Source organism: Sphingopyxis sp. OPL5, assembly GCF_003797775.2.
Lineage (GTDB): Bacteria > Pseudomonadota > Alphaproteobacteria > Sphingomonadales > Sphingomonadaceae > Sphingopyxis.
The window spans coordinates 546,105-565,881 of the sequence record NZ_CP060725.1 but is presented as its reverse complement, the minus strand read 5'-3'; the positions used below and the strand labels follow the sequence as shown (position 1 = coordinate 565,881).

The following is a 19,777-nucleotide window of genomic DNA, read 5'->3' as shown; positions in this document are numbered from 1 at the left end:
TTGCTCCTCAGGCGGCGGCGGCGAGGCGGCGCGCGGCGAGCAGCTCGCCCGTGGCCTTGGCGGCGGCGGTCATGATGTCGAGATTGCCCGAGTAGCTCGGCAGATAGTCGCCGGCGCCCTCGACCTCGAGCAGGATCATCGTCTTGATCCCGGTGAACTCGCCGAGCCCCGGGATCTTGACCGGGTTGTTGTCGCCGTAGCGCTCGAACTGCACCTGCTGCTTCAGCCGGTAGCCCGGTACATATTCCTGCACCTTGGCGACCATCTTCTCGACCGAGGCACGGATCGCTTCCTCGTCGGCGCCCTCGGAGAGGGTGAAGACCGTATCGCGCATGATCATCGGCGGCTCGGCGGGGTTGAGGATGATGATCGCCTTGCCCTTGTCGGCGCCGCCGACGACCTCGATGGCGCGCGCGGTGGTGCGGGTGAACTCGTCGATGTTGGCGCGCGTGCCGGGTCCCGCCGAGCGCGAGGACACCGAGGCGACGATCTCGGCATAATGGACCTTGGCGACCTGGCTCACGGCGGCGACCATCGGGATCGTCGCCTGGCCGCCGCACGTCACCATGTTGACGTTGGGCTGGTCGAGGTTCGCCTCCATATTGACCGGTGGCACGGTGAAGGGGCCGATCGCGGCGGGCGTTAGGTCGACGACCTGGATGCCGTCGGCGCGCAGCGCCTCGTCGTGGACCTTGTGGGCGTAGGCGCTCGTCGCATCGAAGGCGATGCCGATCTCGGAATAGCAGGGGAGGCGCTTCAGCCCCTCGATGCCTTCGTGCGTCGTCGCGATGCCATGCGAGCGCGCCATCGCGAGCCCTTCGGAGGCTTCATCGATGCCGACCACGGCGGCAAGTTCCATATTCTGCGGATATTTGATCATCTTCATCATCAGGTCGGTGCCGATATTGCCCGAGCCGATGATGGCTGCCTTTACGCGGGTCATTGCCATTCCTTCATTCAAAGCGCGCGATGCACTGGCCGACCGTGCGGTGGCCATCGCCGAGGATCATTTCGAAATTGTCGCCCTTCCGGGCGGGCTCGAGCGGCACGAGGCTGCCCGACAGGATCACATCGCCCGCATCGAGCGTGACGCCATAGGCGCCGAGCGTGTTCGCGAGCCAGGCCACCGCCTGCGCGGGATCGCCCTGGACGGCGCGGCCATAACCTTCGGAGAGCGGCCGGCCATTCTTGATGACCGCGACATGGAGGTTCGGAAGATCGAGGCCCGCGGGATCGAGGCGCGCCTCGCCGATGACGAAGACGCCGCACGAGGCATTGTCGGCAACCGTGTCGACGATTCCGATCTTCCAGTCGCTGATGCGGCTGTCGACGATCTCGAAACAGGGCGCGACATAGTCGGTCGCAGCGATCACATCGGCCGCGGTGACCCCGGGTCCTGCGAGCGACGACTTCAGCACGAAGGCGATCTCGGCCTCGGCGCGCGGCTGAATGAGCCCCGCCTTGTCGATGTCGATCGCGCCTTCGATCCACATGCGGTCGGTGAGAAAGCCGAAGTCGGGCTGATGGACGCCGAGCATGTCCTGCACGGCTTTCGATGTGACGCCGATCTTCTTGCCGACCACACGCTCGCCGTCGGCGGTCCGGCGCGCGAGCGCCCCGAGCGAGATGGCATAGGCGTCGTCGATCGTGAGTTCGGGATGGCGCTCGATGAGCGGAGCGACGGTTCGCCGCTCGCGGAGCGCGGCATAAAGCTCGTCCGACAATTGCGCGTTCAACGCTTCACTGGCGCTCACAGATAGGCTCCGTCCTGGTAGATGAGTGGGGCGACGTCGTCGCTAATGCGGGCTTCGAGCACGCGGGCGATGACGATGCTGTGGGTGCCGTAGGCCAGCATCGCGTCGATGACGCAGCACAGATTGGCCTGCGCGCCCTCGAGCGCGGGGAGACCGTTGCCGCCCTCGTACCAGCCGCCGATCCCGAAGCGCTGCTCGCGCGGCACGCCGCCGCCGAAGGCCGCCGAAACATCCTGCTGGTGCCGCGAGAGAAGATTGACCGACAAGGGCGCAGTCGGGACGAGCAGTGCGTGGAGGCTCGTCGCCCGGTTCACGCAGACGAGCACCGCCGGCGGATCGACCGTCAGCGACGTGATCGAGGTCGCCGCCATGCCGACCGGGCCGTCGTCGCCCTTGGCGACGACGATCGAGACCGAGGCGGCGAGCCGCCGCATCGCCGCGCGGAATATCTGCGGCACGTCTTCGGGAATTTCGGGATAGCCCTCAGGCACGGAGGAATTCGATCGCGTGCCGGTTGAACTCGTCGGCGCGCTCGACCTGGACCCAGTGCCCGACCTTGTTGAAGGTAATGCACCGCACATCGGGGCAGGCGTCCATGAAATAGCCGATGCCGCTGAGCGGCATGAAGGTCTCGTTGTGACCCCAGAAGAGGAGGATCGGCATGGCGAGTTCGCCGAGGCGTGGTTGCACATTGTGCGTGCGCATGCGCGCAAGCACATCCTTGGACTGGGTTTTCGCGACCGCGTAGCGCTCGGCGACGAGCGCGTCGGTGATATGGCGCTTGTCGTAGACGAGGCTTTCGCCGAGCCGGCGCTGGTCCTCGAGCGAGAATTCGGGGCTGCCGAACGCGGACTTCATGTTCGCGATGCCGGGCATCGCGAAATAGACGGGTAGCTCCTCGATGCAGCCGGGCGCCATCAGGACGAGCCGGTCGACGAAGGAGGGATCGTCGAGCGCCATCTGGATCGCGATGCCGCCGCCGAGCGAATTGCCGACGAGCGTCGCCTTCGCGACGCCATGCGCCAAGAGCGCTTCCTTCAGCGTGTCGGTGAAAAGCGTCAGCGTATAGTCGACGTCGTCGGGCTTCGACGATGCGCCATAGCCGAGAAGATCGGGAAGGATCACGCGGTAGCCGGCCGCGACGAACGCCTCGACATTCTGCCGGAAGTTGGAAAGGCCCGACGCGCCGGGTCCGCTTCCGTGAAGAAAGACAAGGGCGGGACCGCTGCCCGCTTCCTTGATGTGGATCCGGTGCCCGCCGGCGACGTCGTAGGCCGCTTCCTTGATCTCGGTCATCGCGTCGCTCCTCAGAGGAAGTTGAAGGCCGGCGCTTCGCCGAGGATCGTGCCCACGACATCGCCGGTTCGGTTCGCGGGATCGTTCGCGACGTGCGCGCGGCCGGCGTGAAGGTCGAGCCAGGGCTGGATGATCTCGCTGGTCATATAGATGGCGCGGCCGCCGAGGAGCTGGACCATGCCGTCGGTGAGCTCGGCGAGACGCCGCACAACGGTCGAGGACTGGTAGGTGAAGAAGGCCCGCTTCTCCATCGGGATATCCTCGCCGGCCTCGGCGTAGCGCATCAGCTCGTCGAAGGTCAGGCGGAGCGTCGCTTCCATTTCGACGATCTGCGCATGCGCCTTGGCGATCGCGGCGTGGAGCATCGGATCGGCCTTCGATGCCTTGCCCGTGTTGGTCGAGATGCGATCCTTCATGATGGCAAGCGCCGCATTGACGGCCGCGCGGGCGCCGCCGAACGCCGCGGTCGAAACCGAGCGCGTAAAGACCTGCGCCCAGGGCAGGCGATAGAGCGGGGCGTCGTTCTCGGCCTGGCCGGGATTCTGGCAAAGGAAACCGTCGATCGCACGGTGGGTGCGATATTCGGGCACGAACACATCCTCGACGATGACGTCGTGGCTGCCGGTTCCCTGAAGGCCGAACACCTTCCAGGCGTCGCGTTCGATCCGGTAGTCGCTGCGCGGAATGAGGAAGGTCCGCATGTCGGGCGGTCCGCCGGCCTCGGCGGGGGGAACGAGCGCACCGAGCAGCACCCATCCGCAATGCACCGAACCGGTCGAAAAACCCCAGTGGCCCGAGAGGCGGAAGCCGCCTTCGACCCGCGTGACCTTGCCGACGGGCTGATAGGAGGAAGAGGCGAGCATCGCCGTATCCTCGCCCCAGACCTCGCGCTGTGCCTCGTCGTGGAAGAGCGCGAGTTCATAAGGGTGGCATCCGACGACGCCATACATCCAGCCTGTCGACATACAGCCCTCGGCAAGCGCCTTCTGCACATCGAAGAAAACATTGGGGTGCATCTCATAGCCGCCCCAGCGGCGCGGCTGCAGGATGCGGAAGAAGCCGGCTTCCTGCATCTCTGCGATCGTCTCGACAGGAACGTCGCGGGCCTCGACGCACTGGCGTGCGCGCGCTTTGAGCGTCGGAATCATCGCACGAGCGCGCGCAACAAGCTCGGCGGGATCGGGAATCGCGCCAGTCGGGTTCGTATCAGCCTGCAAGGTTGCCATCGCCATTCTCTCCGTATTCCCGGCGGGCTTTCTGTCGTGGCGCCGCCTCTTCGTAAAAATAAGTCTCACAGAATACGCAAATCGTCAATTGAAAACGTCAAAATTATCGTATAGTGAGTTTTGGAAGGCAAAAAATGCGGCAATTCGTGAAATTGGTGCCTAAAATTGGAGAGAGGGCTTTGGAAGGCCGGCAAGAGTTCGATTTCAAAGGGAGAAGCGCGATCGTCACCGGCGGTACGCGAGGCCTTGGGCGTGCGGTCGTCGCGCGACTCGCCGACGCGGGTTGCCGTGTCGCGACCTGCGGACGAAATGCACCCGCTGATCTCCCCGATGGCGTGAGCTTCCACCAGGTCGATGTTCGCGACCCTGAGGCGGCGGTGGCCTTCGTCGACGCGGTCGCTGCCGACCAGGGCGCCCTCGACATTCTCGTCAACAATGCCGGCGGCTCGCCGGCAAGCCCGGCCGAGGCCGGTTCGCCGCGCTTTCACGAGGCGATCCTCCGGCTCAACCTGCTGGCGCCGCTCACGCTCTCGCAGGCTGCATTCCGCCACATGGCCGGGAAGGGCGGGAGCATCGTCAATATCGCGAGCGTCTCGGCGCAGCGTCCTTCGCCGGGGACGGCCGTCTACGGCGCCGCAAAGGCGGGGCTGGTCAGCCTGACCCAGAGCCTCGCCCAGGAATGGGGCGGACAGGGCGTCCGCGTGAACGCGATCATCGCCGGCCTGATGGCGACCGAGACCACCGAGGCCACCTATGGCAGCGAGGCATCGCAGGCGCGGATCGCGGGCTCGATCCCGCTCGGTCGGTTCGGCGATGGCGACGACATCGCCGGCGCCGTGCTCTGGCTCTCGTCCGACGCGGCCCGCTGGGTAAGCGGTGCGCGCCTCAATGTCGACGGCGGCGGCGAACGGCCGCTCTTTCTCGAACTTTTGAAAGGAAACTGACGGCAATGGCAATCAAGGCGCTCGGCTATGTGGTTATTGAGACCGCCCAGCCCGAAAAATGGGACGAATTCCTGACCGAGCTCGCGGGCGTGATGCGTGCGCCCGACGCCGAAGACGGGGCCGCGCTCTACCGGATCGACGCGCGGCCTTTCCGCTTCCGGATCGAGACCGGCGCGCGCGAATATTTCCTTGCCGCGGGCTATGAGGTCGCGGACGCGGCCGAGCTCGATCGTCTTGCAGGCGCGATCCGCGACGCCGGCCGGCCCGTCGAGATCGCCTCGGCGGAAGAGGCCCGGCTCCGCGGCGTCGCCGCGCTGCTGCGCACAAGCGATCCCGCGGGCAACACTATCGAACTCTTCCATGGCGACAGCCGCACCGATGCCGCTTTCGTCTCACCGAAGGGCGTACCGGCCTTCGTGACGGGGCCGATGGGCATGGGCCATGCCGTTTTCTCGGCCCCCAATTTCGACGAGACGGTCGCTTTCCACCGCGATGTTCTCGGTTTCCACGAAACCGACATGCCGCGCTTCCAGCTTTTCGGCCCCGAGGGGCCCTCGATGGGCTTCGCCTTCCTCCACGCGGACAATGGACGGCATCACAGCATCGCCTTCGGCGAAGGACCGGTGCCGCCATCGGGCGCGGTCCATATCATGCTCGAGATGCCGACGCTCAACGAGGTGGGCAAGGCCCACGACCGGATGAAGGCGCTTGGATATGCCGAGTCGGCCACGCTCGGGTGCCACATGAACGACGAAACCACCGGCTTCTATGTCCAGACGCCCGGCGGCTTCGATCTCGAGATCGGCTGCGACAGCCTCGTCATCGACCCGGCGAGCTGGGAGACGACGCGGCACGAGGCGATCAGCACATGGGGCCATGAATGGGCATGGCAAAAAGCCATGAAGGAACAGGAGGCAGCAGGATGAGCGGGCAGGCACCGGCGCTCGACAAGCGCATGACGGCCGCCGACATCGTCGGCCGTCTCAAGGACGGCATGACGATCGGCATCGGCGGATGGGGACCGCGGCGCAAGCCGATGGCGCTAGTTCGCGAGATCCTCCGTTCGGATCTCAAGGACCTCACGATCGTTGCCTATGGCGGCGCCGACGTCGGCATGCTCTGCGCGGCGGGCAAGGTGAAGAAGCTCGTCTTCGCCTTCGTGTCGCTCGACGCCATCCCGCTCGAGCCCTGGTTTCGCAAGGCCCGCGAGGCGGGCCAGCTCGAGGTTCTCGAAGTCGACGAGGGCATGTTCCAGTGGGGCCTCAAGGCTGCGGCCTTCGGTCTGCCTTTCCTGCCGACACGTGTCGGCCTCGGCACCGACCTTGCCGCGCTCGGCGGGCTGAAAACGGTGCGCTCGCCCTATGATGACGGCGAGACCCTCATCGCGATGCCGGCCCTGAAACTCGACGCGGCGCTGCTCCACGTCAACCGGTCCGACTGGCGCGGCAACGTCCAGCTCTTCGGACCCGACGTCTATTATGACGAATGGTTCGCCAAGGCCGCGGCCGCGACCTACCTCTCGTGCGAGGAACTGGTCGACGGGATGGAGGATCATTATCCGGACGATGCGAAGGCGAATGTCTTCGAGCGCTGCTTTGTGACCGGCGTCGTCGAAATTCCCTGCGGCGCGCATCCAAGCTCGATGCCGCCGGCCTATGGCTGGGACATGAAGGCCCTCAAGGCTTACGCGGACGCCGCGAAGGACCCGGGCGACTGGCAGGCGGTTGCCGGCCGGTTCGTCGGCTCCGACGAGGCGGCCTATCTGGAATCGGTTGGTGGAAAGGAGGCGGTAGCGGCTCTGGCGCTGCCGATATTCTGATGCGCGATATCACTCTGGCAGAACTATGCATTTTCGCCTGCTCCGAGGCATTTCGTACCGACCGCGAGATCGTCGCGACCGGCATCGGCCCGGTGCCGCGCATCGGTGCGGGGCTTGCGAAGCTCACCCATTCGCCCGGTCTCATGATGACCGACGGCGAGGCCTATCTCGTCGAACAGCCGGTGCCGCTCGGCCCGCGCGGCGACTATCAGGTGAAGTTCGCGGGTCATCTTCCCTTTTCGCGCTTCTTCGACAGCGCGGTCTGGAGCGGCCGGCGCCACGCGATGGTCACCCCGACGCAGATCGACCGCTTCGGTCAGACCAACCTCTCGCAGCTCGGCGGCACCCACCATCAGCCGAAGACGCAGATGCTCGGCGTTCGCGGCTTTCCCGGCAACTCCATTTACCACGCCAATTCGATGTTCGTGCCGGCGCACAGTCCGCGCGTCTTCGTCGCCGGCGAGGTCGATATGGTCTCGAGCGCGGGATATAATCCCGCAAAGCGCATCGAGGGCGGCAATTATTCGGGCATCGACCTTCGCTGCATGGTGACGAACCTCTGCGTCATCGATTTCGGCGGCGCCGATCATGCCCCGCGCGTCGTGTCGCTGCATCCCGGCGTCACCTTCGAGGAAGTGCAGGAGGCCACCGGCTTCGGGCTCGAACGCGGCGAACTTTCCGAAACACCGCTCCCCGGCGAGGAAGCCCTCGCCATCATCGACCGTCTCGACCCGCATAATTTCCGGGCGAGCGTCATCAAGGACAATCCGCCAGCAAGGAGGGCCGCAGCATGAGCGACGCACTCGTCCCGCGCCAGGACCAGAACCCCGTCTACGAAACCGACACGCCGATCCGCTACGAGACCGACGGGCCGGTGGCGTGGATCATCATGGACCGGCCGCAGTTCAACAATGCGCAGAACAGCCAGATGACCTATGCGCTCGACGAGGCATTCCGGCGCGCCGTCGACGACGACGCGGTCAAGGTCATCGTGCTTGCCGGCGAGGGCAAGCATTTCAGCGCCGGGCATGACATCGGCACACCCGGCCGCGACCATCTCGTGCCGTTCGATCGCAAGCTTGTGTTCGGCGATCACACGACCCGGCCGGGCGCAGAGCTCCTCTACACGCGCGAGCAGGAAGTCTATCTCGGCATGTGCCGCCGCTGGCGCGATCTCCCCAAGCCGACGATCGCCATGGTGCAGGGGGCCTGCATCGCGGGCGGGCTGATGCTCGCCTGGGTCTGCGATCTCATCATCGCGTCGGAAGACGCTTTCTTCCAGGATCCCGTCAACCGCATGGGCATCCCCGGGGTCGAATATTTCGCACATGGCTTCGAGCTGCCGCCGCGCGTCGCGAAGGAATTCCTCCTTCTCGGCGAACGCATGCCGGCCGCGCGCGCCTACCAGTTCGGCATGGTGAACCGCCTCTTCCCGCGCGAGACGCTCCGCGAGGAAACCTCGAAGATCGCGCAGGAACTCGCGACGCGCCCGCGCCTCGGCAACTGGCTCACCAAGCAGGCCTTCAATCATGTCGAAGATCTGCGCGGCAAGCGGACCGCGATGGATGCGGTCTTCCACATGCATCATTTCGCGCACGCGCAGAACGATCTGGTCAGCGGCAATTCGCTCGGCGGCCTCGACGGGTCGGCGATGGCGAAGGCCAACAAGAAGCAAGCGGGCGAGGGCTGACCCTTGGCTGACGTGCTCGATACCGCGCTGACGCGGCGCCTCGGCTGCCGCCTGCCCGTGATCCAGACCGCGATGGGCTGGATCGCGACCCCGGCACTCGTCGCGGCGACGAGCAATGGCGGCGCGTTCGGCTTCCTCGCCGGCGCGGTGATGAAGCCCGCGGAGCTCGGGGAGGCGATCGCGCGGCTGAAGGACATGACGCCGCATAATTTCGGGGTGAACTTTCACAGCTTCCAGCCGGGCGCCGCCGAGATTGTCGACATCATCATCGCCAATGCCGACCGGGTGCGGGCGGTGAGTTTCGGGCGCGGGCCCGACGCCAAGATGATCGGCCGCTTCCGCGATGCCGGCATCCTCTGCATCCCCACCGTGGGCGCGGTGAAACATGCCGAAAAAATGGTCCAGCTCGGCTGCGAGATGGTGACCGTGCAGGGTGGCGAGGGCGGGGGACACACCGGCGCCGTGCCGACGACCGTGCTGCTGCCGCAGGTTCTCGACGCGGTGGGCGTACCCGTCGTCGCGGCGGGCGGCTTCGGCGACGGACGCGGCCTCGCGGCGGCGCTTGCTTATGGCGCGTGCGGGATCGCGATGGGGACGCGCTTCCTGATGACGGCCGAAAGCCCTGTGCCGCCCGCACCGAAGGCCGCCTATGTCTGCGCCGGAACCGGCGACATCGCGGTATCGACGAAGGTCGACGGAATTCCGCAGCGCATGATCCTGAACCCGCTCCTCAAGCGGATCGAGGCGTCGGGCCGCATCGCGATGTGGAAGCGCGCGGCCGAGGCCGGCCTCGAGATGAAGCGCCAGACCGGAATGAGCTGGGGCGAAGTGCTGGCTGCGGCGCGCGGCATGACCAGCCACGGCGAGATGCCGCTGGCGCAGGCCATGATGGCAGCCGCCGCGCCGATGATGATCCAGCGCGCGGTCGTCGCTGGCGACGCGGAAAATGGGCTCATGGCCACCGGCGTGGTCGCCGGACGCCTCGCGGATCTTCCGCCCTCGGCCGATCTTCTCCGGTCGATCGAAATCGATGCGCGCGACCGGCTCGCCGCGCTTTGCAGCAAGGACTGACTTCATGGGCATTGAAACCATCATCAAGGACCGCGTCGCGGAGATCGTCTTCGACGTGCCGCCGGTCAACGCGTTCGACAGCGCCACATGGATGTCGATCCCCGACATCGTCACTGCGGCGAGCCGCAATTCCGAGGTCAACTGCATCCTGATCCGCGCCGAAGGCCGCGGCTTTTGCGGCGGGGTCGATATCAAGGAGATGCAGGCGCATCCCGAGCGCATCACGATCCTCAACCGCGGCAATTATCTGACCTTCAAGGCGATCCGCGATGCCGAGATCCCCGTGGTCGTCGCGGCGCACAAGTTCGTGATCGGCGGCGGCATTGGCATTTGCGGCGCGTCGGACACGATCATCGCCGCCGACGATGCCTATTTCTCGCTACCCGAGGTCGACCGCGGCGCGATGGGCGGTGCGAGCCATCTTTCGCGCATGCTGCCGCTCCACAAGGTCCGGGCCGCCTTCTTCACCGGCGGCAATATCCCCGCGGAAGAAGCCTACCGCCTTGGCGCTGTCGAGAAAGTCGTGCCGCGCGACGATCTGGAGGACGAGGCGCGCGCCTTCTGCGCGGTCGTCGCCTCGAAGAGCCGCAAGGCGCTGGTGATCGCGAAAGAGGCGCTGAACGGGCTCGAGGCGCGCGACGTCGACCGCGGCTACCGCTGGGAGCAGGGGTTCACGCTCGAAATGTACATGCATGAGGACTCGCAGAAGAGCCGCGACGCCTTTGTGGAAACCGGGAAGGCGGCGAGTTTCTGATGGATCTCAATTATACCGAAGGGCAGAAGGCCTTCCGGGCCGAAGTGCGCGCCTGGATGGAAGCGCATGTACCGAAGGAGCCGCTCGTCACGCTCGAATGCCGCGAGGGCTTCGACCAGCATGTCGAATGGGAGCGCACGCTCGCGAGCGGCAACTGGGGGATGGTCACCTGGCCCGAGGCTTATGGCGGGCGCGGCGTCGACCTCATCCAGTGGCTGATCTTCGAGGAGGAATATTTCCGCGCCGGCGGCCCCAATCGCGCGAACCAGAATGGCATCTTCCTTCTGGGCCCCACGATCATGGAATTCGGCACCGACGAGCAGAAGGCGCGCTTCCTGCCGCCGATGGCGCGCGGCGAGCTCATCTGGGCGCAGGCCTGGTCCGAACCCGGCGCAGGGTCCGACATGGCGGCGATCCAGTCGCGCGCGGTTCGGGACGGCGACCATTATGTCCTGACAGGCCAGAAGACCTGGTCGAGCCGCGCCGCTTTCGCCGACTGGGGCTTCGGCATCTTCCGGACCGATCCCGAGAGCAAGCGCCACAAGGGGCTGACCTTCATCCTTTTCGATCTCAATACGCCGGGCATCACCCGGCGTCCGATCCGGCAGCTTCATGGCGATACCGGCTTTGCCGAACTCTTCTTCGACGAAGTGCGGGTGCCGGTGGAGAACCGGCTCGCGGGCGAGGGCGAAGGCTGGAATGTCGCAATGGCGACTGCGGGATTCGAACGGGGCCTGATGCTCCGCTCGCCCGGCCGCTTCCAGGCGACGGCGAAGCGTCTCGTCGATCTCTACCGCCAGCATGAGGCCGAGGCCTCGCCCGCGGCGCGCGAAGCGGTGGTCCAGGCGTGGGGCGCGGCGCAAGCCTATGCCTATAACACCTATGCCGTGGCTGCGAAGATCATGGCGGGCGGGAAGATCGGCGCCGAGGCGAGCCTCAACAAGATCTTCTGGTCCGAACTCGATCGCTCGATGCACCGCACGGCGCTGCAACTTCTGGGCGCAGCAGCGGAACTCAAGCGCTTTGCCGATGGCAGCATGAACCAGTGGCTCGAGGGTTATATCTTTTCGCTCTCGGGGCCAATCTATGCCGGTTCGAACGAAGTGCAGCGCAACATTACCGCCGAACGCCTGCTCGGCCTTCCGCGCGTAGGAGCCGGCTGATGGATTTCCGTTTCACCGAAGACCAGCTGATGCTCGCCGACAGCGTTCGCGATTATCTCACCGGAACGCACGGGCCGGAGGTGCTGCGGCGCCTCGATGCCGAGGGCGCGCGCGATCCTGCCATCTGGAACGGCCTCGTCGAGATGGGTCTTACCGGGCTTCTCGTTCCCGAGGACCAGGGCGGGCTCGGGATGGGCCTCGTCGACGCGGTGCTGATCGCGGCCGAATGCGGCCGTGCCTGCGTCGCCGAGCCGCTCGTCGACACGGCGTTCGTCGGTGTGCCGTGGCTTGCCGAGATTTGCGATACGGCCGATTTCTCCGCCGTGCTCACCGGTGACCGCAAGATCGCGATCCCGCACAGCATCAATCCCTGGGTTGCCGACGCCGACGGCGAGCCGCTCGAAAGCGTCGATCCGCTGCGCAAGCTCGCCCGGGGCAGCGGCGAGGATGATCCCTATCTTCTCGATCTCGGGGCCTTGATGAGCGCCGCGCAGCTGGTCGGCATCGCCGGTGCGATGCTCGAGCAGGCGACCGAATATGCGAAGATCCGCACCCAGTTCGGCCAGCCGATCGGCGCCTTCCAGGCCATCAAGCACCAGCTTGCGAGCTGCTCGGTCGCGATCGAGTTCGCGAAGCCCGTCGTGTGGCGCGCCGCGGATGCGCTGGACAACCGCCTTGCGAGCGCTCCGGTCCATGTCAGTCACGCGAAGGTCGCGGCCACTGACGCGGCGATGCTCACGGCTGAGACCGCGATCCAGGTCCATGGCGCGATGGGCTACACCTATGAGGTCGATCTCCATTTCTGGATGAAGCGCGCCTGGGCGCTCGCCGGCGCCTGGGGATCGCGGGCCTTCCACCTCGCGCGCGTCGACGCCGCCGTCCTTGGCGGCGCGCATCCCGTCGGCCCGGCCCACACATTCGATTGAAGGAAGACAGAATGAGCGAAGCATATATCGTCGACGCGATCCGCACCCCGACGGGCAAGAAAAAGGGCAGTCTTGCCGAGTGGCACTCGGCCGATCTCGGTGCGCTCCCGATCAAGGCGCTCATCGAGCGGACCGGTATCGACCCGCTGGCGGTAGACGATGTCGTCTGGGGCTGCGTCGACGCCGTCGGCTCGCAGGCGGGCAACATCGGGCGGAGCTGTTGGCTGGCGGCCGGGCTTCCCGAGGCGGTTCCCGGCGTCACGATCGACCGCCAGTGCGGCTCGTCCCAGCAGGCAGTCCATTTCGCCGCCCAGGGCGTACTCAGTGGAACGCAGGATCTCGTCGTCGCGGGCGGCGTCCAGAATATGAACGCCATTCCGATTTCCGCGGCGATGTATGCGGGGCAGGCCTATGGCTTCGACACGCCATTCTCGACGTCGCCGGCGTGGAACGCGCGTTACGGCGGCGAGGAAGTCAACCAGATCTACGCGGCCGAGAAGATTGCGGCGAACTGGGACATCAGCCGCGAAGACATGGAAGAATTCGCCTTTCATTCGAACGCCCGCGCCGGGCGCGCGATCGACGAGGGCCGGTTCGATCGCGAAATTCTTCCCGTCGGCGACTTCAGGATGGACGAGACCGTTCGCCGCGGGACGACGCGCGAAGGGCTCGCCGGCCTCCGGACCGTTCGCGAAGGCGGGATCATCACGGCTGGGGTATCGAGCCAGATCTCGGATGGTGCCGCCGCGCTGCTGATCGCGAGCGAGCAGGCGGTCAAAGACCATGGCCTCAAGCCGAGGGCGCGCATTCACCACCTGACGGTCCGCGGCGACAGCCCGATCTTCATGCTCACCGCGCCGATCCCGGCGACGCGTCATGCGCTTCAGAAGACCGGGCTCAAGCTCTCGGACATCGACCTCGTGGAAATCAATGAGGCCTTTGCGAGCGTCGTGCTCGCCTGGGCGAAGGAGCTCGATGCCGACCTCGACAAGGTCAATGTCAACGGCGGCGCGATCGCGCTCGGCCATCCGCTCGGCGCGACGGGTGCCAAGCTCATGACGACGCTGCTCCACGAACTCGAGCGCACCGGCGGCCGCTACGGTCTGCAGACCATGTGCGAGGGTGGCGGTCTCGCCAACGTCACCATCATCGAAAGGCTGTAAGATGGGCATTTGCGAAGGACGGACCGTCATCATTACCGGCGCTGCGCGCGGCCTGGGACGCGCCTATGCGCTCGCGTTTGCCGCCGAGGGTGCCAATGTCGTCGTCAACGACATCGGGGCCTCGCTCGGCGGAGAGGGACGCGACACCAGCGCAGCCGACGGCGTCGTCGCCGAGATCGTCGCGGCTGGCGGCCAGGCGGTCGCCAATTATGAAGACATTACCGACTGGGACGCGGCGAAGCGGATCGTCGATGCAGCGGTCGCCGCGTTCGGCGACCTGCATGTCGTGGTCAACAACGCCGGCATCGTGCGCGACCGCATGTTCGTCTCGGCGACGCTCGACGAATGGGACGCGACGATGCATGTCCATCTGCGCGGCCATTTCTGCGTCGCGCGCCATGCGGTCGACTATTGGCGCGGCAAGCAGAAGGCGGGCATCAACCCCGACGCGCGCATCATCAACACCACCTCGGGCGCGGGCCTTCAGGGCAGCATCGCGCAGGCCGCCTATTCGACGGCGAAAGGCGGCATCGCCGCGCTCACGCTCGTCCAGGCGGCGGAGCTCGGGCGGTACGGCATCACCGCGAACGCCCTTGCCCCGGCGGCGCGCACGCGCATGACCGAACAGGCTTTCGCAGAGAAGATGGCGACCGAGACCGCGGCGTTCGACGCCATGGACCCGGCCAATGTCGCTCCGACCGTGGTCTGGCTCGGAAGCGGTGCCAGTGCGCATGTGACGGGCTGCGTCTTCGAACTCGAAGGCGGCAAGATCATGCTCGAGGACGGCTGGCGCGAAGGCCCTTATGTCGATCCCGGCGCCCGGTGGGAGCCGTCCGACGTCGGGGGCGCGGTCGACACGCTGCTGGCGGCACGCGTCGCGCCCCGGAAGGTCTGGGGCAGCGCCTGACATGGAATTCGCGCTCACCGACGAACAGCAGATGATCGCGGAGACGGCGCAGGCCTTCTTCGGCGAGCGAGCTTCGAGCGAGGCGACCCGCGAGGCGATGGAGCGCGGTGGTTTCGACCGTCCGCTCTGGACGGGCTTCTCGACCGAGATGGGGCTTGCCGGACTTGCGCTTCCCGAAGCCTATGGCGGTGCCGGTCTCGGGATGATCGAACTTGCATGTGTCGCGGAAGCTGCGGGCGCGCAGGTTGCCGCCATTCCGCTTCCCGGCCTCGCGATGGTGAGCGCAGCCTTGCTGGCGGGCGGAAGCGAAGAGCAGAAAGCCGAATGGCTTCCGCGGTTGGCCGAAGGCAGCGTCGTCCCGGCCTGCGCGGCCGAATTCGTTCGCGAGGGGAGCGGCGATCTGCTGTCGGGCGAGAGCCGTTTTGTCGCCTATGGCGCGCATGGCGATCTGCTTCTCCTGCTCGGGCAGGCGAACGCATGGATCGTCGACCCCGGTGCGCCGGGCGTCGAGATCGAGACCTTCCTCACCATGGACCAGACGCGGCCGCTCGCCGCGCTGAAGCTTGCGGGGGTCAGGGCCGACCGGCTGGCCGACGGAGCGGCGGGCCGGGCCGCCGCGCTGCGGGCCGGATGGATCACGCTTGCCGCCGAGGCCCTTGGCGGCGCGCAGGCCGCGATCGACCGCACCGTTGCCTATTCGCTCGAGCGCAAGCAGTTCGGGCGCGCGATCGGATCGTTCCAGGCCTATAAGCACCGCCTCGCCGACCGGGTGGTCGACATTGAACAGGCGCGCTCGGCGGTCTATTGGGCAGCCTGCGCGCTCGACGAGGGGAGCGACGAGGCTGCGATCGCCGTCCATGCCGCCAAAAGCTTCGCCGCCGACACCTTCTTTCGCTGTGCTTCGGACATGATCCAGCTTCACGGGGGCGTCGGCTTCACCTGGGAGCATGACGCGCATCTCTTTTTCAAACGCGCGCGCGCCATCCAGTCGGCGCTCGGGAGCGGCGCTTGGCACCGCGAACAGGTCGCGTCGCTTGTACTTGGAGAAGCGGCATGAGGCTCGGCTTTTCAGCGGAGGAAGAGGCGTTCCGCGCCGAATGCGCCGCATGGCTCGAAGGCCAGATGGCGGGCGAGTTCGCGGACATCCGCGGCATCACCAATCTCGTCGACAAGGCGGAGCGCCGGCGCGAATGGGAGCAGCAGCTCGCCCGGCACGGCTGGTCGTGCATCGGGTGGCCGAAGGCCTGGGGCGGTCGCGACGCGACGCTCACCGAGCAGGTGATATTCGCGGAGGAATATGCACGCGCCGGGGCGCCCAACCGGATCAATCATATCGGCGTCGAGCTGGCCGGCCCGACCATCCTCGCCTTTGGCACAGAGGAGCAGAAGCAGCGCTTCCTCCCAGGCATAGCGGCGGGCACGAGCATATGGTGCCAGGGTTATTCAGAGCCTGGCGCAGGGTCCGATCTTGCCGCTGTGCGTACCAAGGCGCGGCTCGACGACGGCGAATGGATCGTCGACGGGCAGAAGATATGGACGAGCCTTGCGCAATTTTCCGACTGGATCTTCGTCGTTGCGCGGAGCGAGCCTGGCACCAAGGGGCCGAAGGGCCTGACCTTCCTGATGATGGAGCTCGATCAGCCGGGTATCGAGATCCGGCCGATCCGGCAGATCAACGGCGAGGCCGAGTTCAACGAGACCTTCTTCACCGAGGCCCGCTGTCCGGCCGACAGCCTGATCGGCGCCCCGGGCGAGGGCTGGAAGATCGCGATGGGCCTGCTCGCCTTCGAGCGCGGCGTCTCGACGCTCGCCCAGCAGATGCAGTTTCGCAACGAGCTCGACGCGATCATCGCCGCGGCGCGGGCGAACGGGGCCGCGGCCGATCCGCTGATCCGCCAGCGCATCGCCGAAGCCGAGATCGGGCTACGGCTCATGCGCTATGGCGCGCTGCGCATGCTTTCGGGAGGAGAAGGCGGTGCGACGGGCGGAGCCGCGCTCACCTACAAGATCCAGTGGTCCACCTGGCGCCGCTCGCTCGGCGAGCTCGCCATGGATGTGCTCGGACAGGCTGGCGAGCTGGCGGCCGGTGAAGACTATGTCTTCCCGATGCTGCCCAACCTGTTCCTCTACGCCCGTGCCGACACGATCTACGGCGGCACCAACCAGATCCAGCGCAACATCATCGCCGAACGCGGCCTTGGGCTTCCGCGCGAACCGAGGGGAGACATATGACCAGCATTCCAGCCTATCCCGAGCCGCGCGGGCTGCTGAAGGGAAAAACGGTCGTCGTGACCGCCGCCGCCGGCACCGGCATCGGTTTTTCCGCCGCGAAGCGCGCCGCCGAGGAGGGCGCCACTGTCCTGATCAGCGACTTCCATGAGCGGCGTCTCGGTGAGGCGGCCGAGCGCATCGGCGACGAAACCGGCGTGAAGCCCGCGACCTTCGTCTGCGACGTGACGCAGCAGGACCAGGTCGACGCGCTTCATGCGGCAAGCCTCTCCACGCTCGGTGCCGTCGACGTGCTCATCAACAATGCCGGGCTTGGAGGCGAGGTCCCGGTCGTCGACATGACGGACGAGCAATGGTCGCGCGTGATCGACGTGACGCTGAACAGCGTCTTCCGGATGAGCCGCGCCTTCCTTCCCTCGATGTATGCGCGAAAGACCGGCGTCGTCGTGAACAACGCCTCGGTCCTCGGCTGGCGCGCGCAGAAGGGTCAGGCGCATTATGCCGCGGCGAAGGCAGGGGTGATGGCCTTCACCCGCTGTTCGGCTGTCGAGGCGGCCGAGCATGGCGTCCGGATCAACGCGGTCGCGCCGTCGATCGCAATGCACGCCTTCCTCGCCAAGGTGACGACCGACGACCTGCTTGCGAAGCTCTCGGCGCAGGAAGCCTTCGGACGGCCTGCGGAAGTCTGGGAAGTCGCCAATGTGATGATCTTCCTCGCATCCGATCTCTCCTCCTACATGACCGGGGAAATTCTCTCGGTCTCCAGCCAGCGAGCCTGATATGCCGAAGATATTCGAGACCCCGGCGAGCCTGGTCGGAAGCGAGGGCACGCTCCTCGGCCCCACCGAATGGCTCGCGATCGAACAGGACCGGGTCGATGGTTTCGCCGAGGTGACCGGCGATCACCAGTGGATCCATGTCGATGTCGAGCGCGCCAAGGACGGCCCGTTCGGCGGCACGATCGCGCATGGCTATCTGACGATGAGCCTTGCCAGCCTGTTCCTGCCCGAACTCATCGACGTTCGCGGCTTCTCGCACGCGGTGAATGTCGGCACCGACCGCCTTCGCTTTCTCAACCCGGTGCGGGTCGGCTCGCGCATTCGCGGGACCGGCGAGATCGTGAAGGTCGAGGAAGCCAAGGGCGGCATCCAGTCGGTGCTGCGCATCACGGTCGAGATCGAGGGCGAGGACAAGCCCGCCTGCGTCGTCGACACGATCAGCCGCTATTATCCGGAGTAAGCCGATGCCGACCCCAGAGGAAATGACCGCGGTGGTTCACGCGTATGTCGATGGTTTCGCGCGCGAAGATGCCGCATCGGTGATCGCACTCTTCGCGAGCCACGCGGTGGTGAAGGATCCCGTCGACAGCCCCTCGAAGACAGGGCGATCCGAGTTCGCGCCCTTTTTCGAGCAGACCGTCGGAAGCGGCGCCAAGCTGACCCTCGATGGCCCGCTACGCTTCGGCACCGACCATGTTGCCTTTCCCTTCCACGTCAATCTCGAGTGGGAAGGCAAAGCCATGCGGATCGACGTGATCGACGTCTTTCATTTCAACAAGTCCGGAAAGATCAGCCGGATGGAAGCCTATTTCGGCCCGACGAATTTCGTCCCGGCCTGACCCAGGAGATGAGCATGCGTGACGCAGCAATTGTCGCTACCGCCCGAACCGCAATCGGCAAGGCCTATCGCGGCGCATTCAACGATACCGAGGCTCCGGTGCTCACCGCGCATGTGGTGAACGCGGTTCTCGACCGGTCGGGGGTCGATCCGGCGCGGGTCGACGATGTCTATCTCGGCGTCGGCAACCAGTGGAACACCCAGAGCTATAATCTTGGCCGGCTGAGCGTGCATGCCTCGCGGCTTCCGAACAGCGTCGCGGGCTTTTCGCTCGACCGCAAATGCTCGTCGGGGCTCAACGCGGTTGCGCTCGCGGCGCGTTCGATCCGCTGCGACGAGGTCGATCTCGCCATCGCGGGCGGAGCGGAGTCGGTGTCGCTGACGATCGGCAAGTTCGCGCCGAGCTATCGCAATCGGTCCGAGGCGGTCATCGCGGCCGATCCCTACGCCTATATGACGATGATCGAGACCGCAGAGATCGTCGCCGATCGCTACGGGGTGAGCCGCGAGGACCAGGATGCATTCGCGGCGCTCAGCCAGCAGCGCGCAGGCGCGGCGCAAGCGGCCGGCCGGTTCGATGACGAAATCGTGCCGATCACGGTCCGCAAGCTGCTGCGTGACAAGGAAGGCAATGAGACCGGTCATGAAGAGGTCGCGCTTGCCGCGGACGAGGGCGTGCGCGGCGACACGACGGCCGAAGGCCTTGCCCAGCTGAAGCCGGTCTTCAAGGACGGGATGCAGATCAAGGAAGGGCGTCACATCACCGCGGGCAATGCCTCGCAGCTTTCCGATGGCGCCTCGGCGCAGCTCGTCATGGATCTCGATATGGCGCAGAAGGAGGGCCTTCCGGTGCTCGGCGTCTATCGCGGTTTCCAGGTCGCGGGGTGCGAGCCCGATGAGATGGGTATTGGACCCGTCCTCGCCATTCCCAAGCTCCTGCAGCGCGCGGGACTTTCGATCGGCGACATCGGCCTGTTCGAAATCAACGAAGCCTTCGCCAGCCAGGCGATCTATTGCCAGCGCAAGCTCGGCATCGATCCCGAAATTCTCAACGTGAACGGCGGGGGTATCGCGCTTGGTCACCCCTTCGGCATGACGGGAAGCCGTCTCGTCGGGCATGCGCTCATCGAGGGCAAGCGGCGCGGCGCGAAATATGTCGTCGTCTCGATGTGCGTGGCTGGCGGCATGGGCGCGGCCGGGTTGTTCGAGGTCGCCTGA

At 66.2% G+C, this 19,777-nt stretch carries 22 protein-coding genes; 17 read left to right on the top strand and 5 right to left on the bottom strand.

What is annotated here, in order from left to right:
• Window positions 1-7 precede the first annotated feature (7 nt).
• The 5 genes from EEB18_RS02720 to EEB18_RS02700 are packed head-to-tail and all read right to left on the bottom strand — an operon-like array spanning window position 8 to window position 4,276.
• Entirely contained in the window at window positions 8-943 is a 936-nt protein-coding gene (locus tag EEB18_RS02720; RefSeq protein ID WP_187140510.1) for an acetaldehyde dehydrogenase (acetylating), read from the bottom strand.
• 10 nt (window positions 944-953) lie between these two features.
• The gene (locus tag EEB18_RS02715; protein ID WP_262408081.1) at window positions 954-1,754 is read right to left on the bottom strand and encodes a fumarylacetoacetate hydrolase family protein; all 801 of its coding nucleotides are present in this window, start codon (window positions 1,752-1,754) and stop codon (window positions 954-956) included.
• The gene (locus EEB18_RS02710; protein ID WP_187140511.1) at window positions 1,751-2,245 is read right to left on the bottom strand and encodes a flavin reductase family protein; all 495 of its coding nucleotides are present in this window, start codon (window positions 2,243-2,245) and stop codon (window positions 1,751-1,753) included. Before EEB18_RS02710 ends, EEB18_RS02715 begins: the two co-directional genes overlap by 4 nt.
• Window positions 2,238-3,050 carry an alpha/beta fold hydrolase gene (locus EEB18_RS02705; RefSeq protein ID WP_187140512.1) on the bottom strand — a complete coding sequence of 271 codons (813 nt, stop codon included), beginning with the start codon at window positions 3,048-3,050 and terminating at the stop codon, window positions 2,238-2,240. The genes EEB18_RS02710 and EEB18_RS02705 overlap by 8 nt, the downstream gene beginning before the upstream one ends.
• An 11-nt stretch (window positions 3,051-3,061) precedes the next feature.
• Entirely contained in the window at window positions 3,062-4,276 is a 1,215-nt protein-coding gene (locus EEB18_RS02700; protein ID WP_187140513.1) for an acyl-CoA dehydrogenase family protein, read from the bottom strand.
• Window positions 4,277-4,410: 134 nt separating this feature from the next.
• Between EEB18_RS02700 and EEB18_RS02695 the strand changes: the two genes are divergently transcribed.
• The 17 genes from EEB18_RS02695 to EEB18_RS02615 are packed head-to-tail and all read left to right on the top strand — an operon-like array spanning window position 4,411 to window position 19,777.
• Window positions 4,411-5,220, top strand: a complete 810-nt coding sequence (locus EEB18_RS02695; protein ID WP_187140514.1) for an SDR family oxidoreductase — start codon at window positions 4,411-4,413, stop codon at window positions 5,218-5,220.
• 5 nt (window positions 5,221-5,225) lie between these two features.
• Window positions 5,226-6,146 carry a VOC family protein gene (locus EEB18_RS02690; protein ID WP_187140515.1) on the top strand — a complete coding sequence of 307 codons (921 nt, stop codon included), beginning with the start codon at window positions 5,226-5,228 and terminating at the stop codon, window positions 6,144-6,146.
• The gene (locus EEB18_RS02685; RefSeq protein ID WP_187140516.1) at window positions 6,143-7,039 is read left to right on the top strand and encodes a CoA transferase subunit A; all 897 of its coding nucleotides are present in this window, start codon (window positions 6,143-6,145) and stop codon (window positions 7,037-7,039) included. The genes EEB18_RS02690 and EEB18_RS02685 overlap by 4 nt, the downstream gene beginning before the upstream one ends.
• The gene (locus tag EEB18_RS02680; RefSeq protein WP_187140517.1) at window positions 7,039-7,833 is read left to right on the top strand and encodes a CoA-transferase subunit beta; all 795 of its coding nucleotides are present in this window, start codon (window positions 7,039-7,041) and stop codon (window positions 7,831-7,833) included. The genes EEB18_RS02685 and EEB18_RS02680 overlap by 1 nt, the downstream gene beginning before the upstream one ends.
• The gene (locus EEB18_RS02675) at window positions 7,830-8,729 is read left to right on the top strand and encodes an enoyl-CoA hydratase (protein ID WP_187140518.1); all 900 of its coding nucleotides are present in this window, start codon (window positions 7,830-7,832) and stop codon (window positions 8,727-8,729) included. The genes EEB18_RS02680 and EEB18_RS02675 overlap by 4 nt, the downstream gene beginning before the upstream one ends.
• 12 nt (window positions 8,730-8,741) lie before the next feature.
• The gene (locus tag EEB18_RS02670) at window positions 8,742-9,800 is read left to right on the top strand and encodes an NAD(P)H-dependent flavin oxidoreductase (RefSeq protein ID WP_262408217.1); all 1,059 of its coding nucleotides are present in this window, start codon (window positions 8,742-8,744) and stop codon (window positions 9,798-9,800) included.
• Between the two features lie 4 nt (window positions 9,801-9,804).
• A complete protein-coding gene (locus EEB18_RS02665) occupies window positions 9,805-10,554 on the top strand; it encodes an enoyl-CoA hydratase family protein (protein ID WP_187140520.1) in 750 nt (249 codons plus the stop codon).
• Window positions 10,554-11,717 carry an acyl-CoA dehydrogenase family protein gene (locus tag EEB18_RS02660; protein WP_187140521.1) on the top strand — a complete coding sequence of 388 codons (1,164 nt, stop codon included), beginning with the start codon at window positions 10,554-10,556 and terminating at the stop codon, window positions 11,715-11,717. The genes EEB18_RS02665 and EEB18_RS02660 overlap by 1 nt, the downstream gene beginning before the upstream one ends.
• The gene (locus EEB18_RS02655) at window positions 11,717-12,643 is read left to right on the top strand and encodes an acyl-CoA dehydrogenase family protein (RefSeq protein ID WP_187140522.1); all 927 of its coding nucleotides are present in this window, start codon (window positions 11,717-11,719) and stop codon (window positions 12,641-12,643) included. Before EEB18_RS02660 ends, EEB18_RS02655 begins: the two co-directional genes overlap by 1 nt.
• Before the next feature lie 11 nt (window positions 12,644-12,654).
• Entirely contained in the window at window positions 12,655-13,806 is a 1,152-nt protein-coding gene (locus EEB18_RS02650) for an acetyl-CoA C-acetyltransferase (protein ID WP_187140523.1), read from the top strand.
• A 1-nt stretch (window position 13,807) separates the two neighbouring features.
• Window positions 13,808-14,713, top strand: a complete 906-nt coding sequence (locus EEB18_RS02645) for an SDR family oxidoreductase (RefSeq protein WP_187140524.1) — start codon at window positions 13,808-13,810, stop codon at window positions 14,711-14,713.
• A 1-nt stretch (window position 14,714) separates the two neighbouring features.
• Complete coding sequence (locus EEB18_RS02640) at window positions 14,715-15,770, top strand: acyl-CoA dehydrogenase family protein (protein WP_187140525.1); 1,056 nt, start codon at window positions 14,715-14,717, stop codon at window positions 15,768-15,770.
• Window positions 15,767-16,945, top strand: a complete 1,179-nt coding sequence (locus EEB18_RS02635) for an acyl-CoA dehydrogenase family protein (protein WP_187140526.1) — start codon at window positions 15,767-15,769, stop codon at window positions 16,943-16,945. The genes EEB18_RS02640 and EEB18_RS02635 overlap by 4 nt, the downstream gene beginning before the upstream one ends.
• Entirely contained in the window at window positions 16,942-17,721 is a 780-nt protein-coding gene (locus tag EEB18_RS02630) for an SDR family oxidoreductase (RefSeq protein WP_187140527.1), read from the top strand. Before EEB18_RS02635 ends, EEB18_RS02630 begins: the two co-directional genes overlap by 4 nt.
• 1 nt (window position 17,722) lies before the next feature.
• Entirely contained in the window at window positions 17,723-18,181 is a 459-nt protein-coding gene (locus EEB18_RS02625) for a MaoC family dehydratase (RefSeq protein ID WP_187140528.1), read from the top strand.
• A gap of 4 nt (window positions 18,182-18,185) precedes the next feature.
• Window positions 18,186-18,560, top strand: a complete 375-nt coding sequence (locus EEB18_RS02620) for a nuclear transport factor 2 family protein (RefSeq protein WP_262408079.1) — start codon at window positions 18,186-18,188, stop codon at window positions 18,558-18,560.
• A 14-nt stretch (window positions 18,561-18,574) separates the two neighbouring features.
• Window positions 18,575-19,777, top strand: a complete 1,203-nt coding sequence (locus EEB18_RS02615; protein WP_187140529.1) for a thiolase family protein — start codon at window positions 18,575-18,577, stop codon at window positions 19,775-19,777.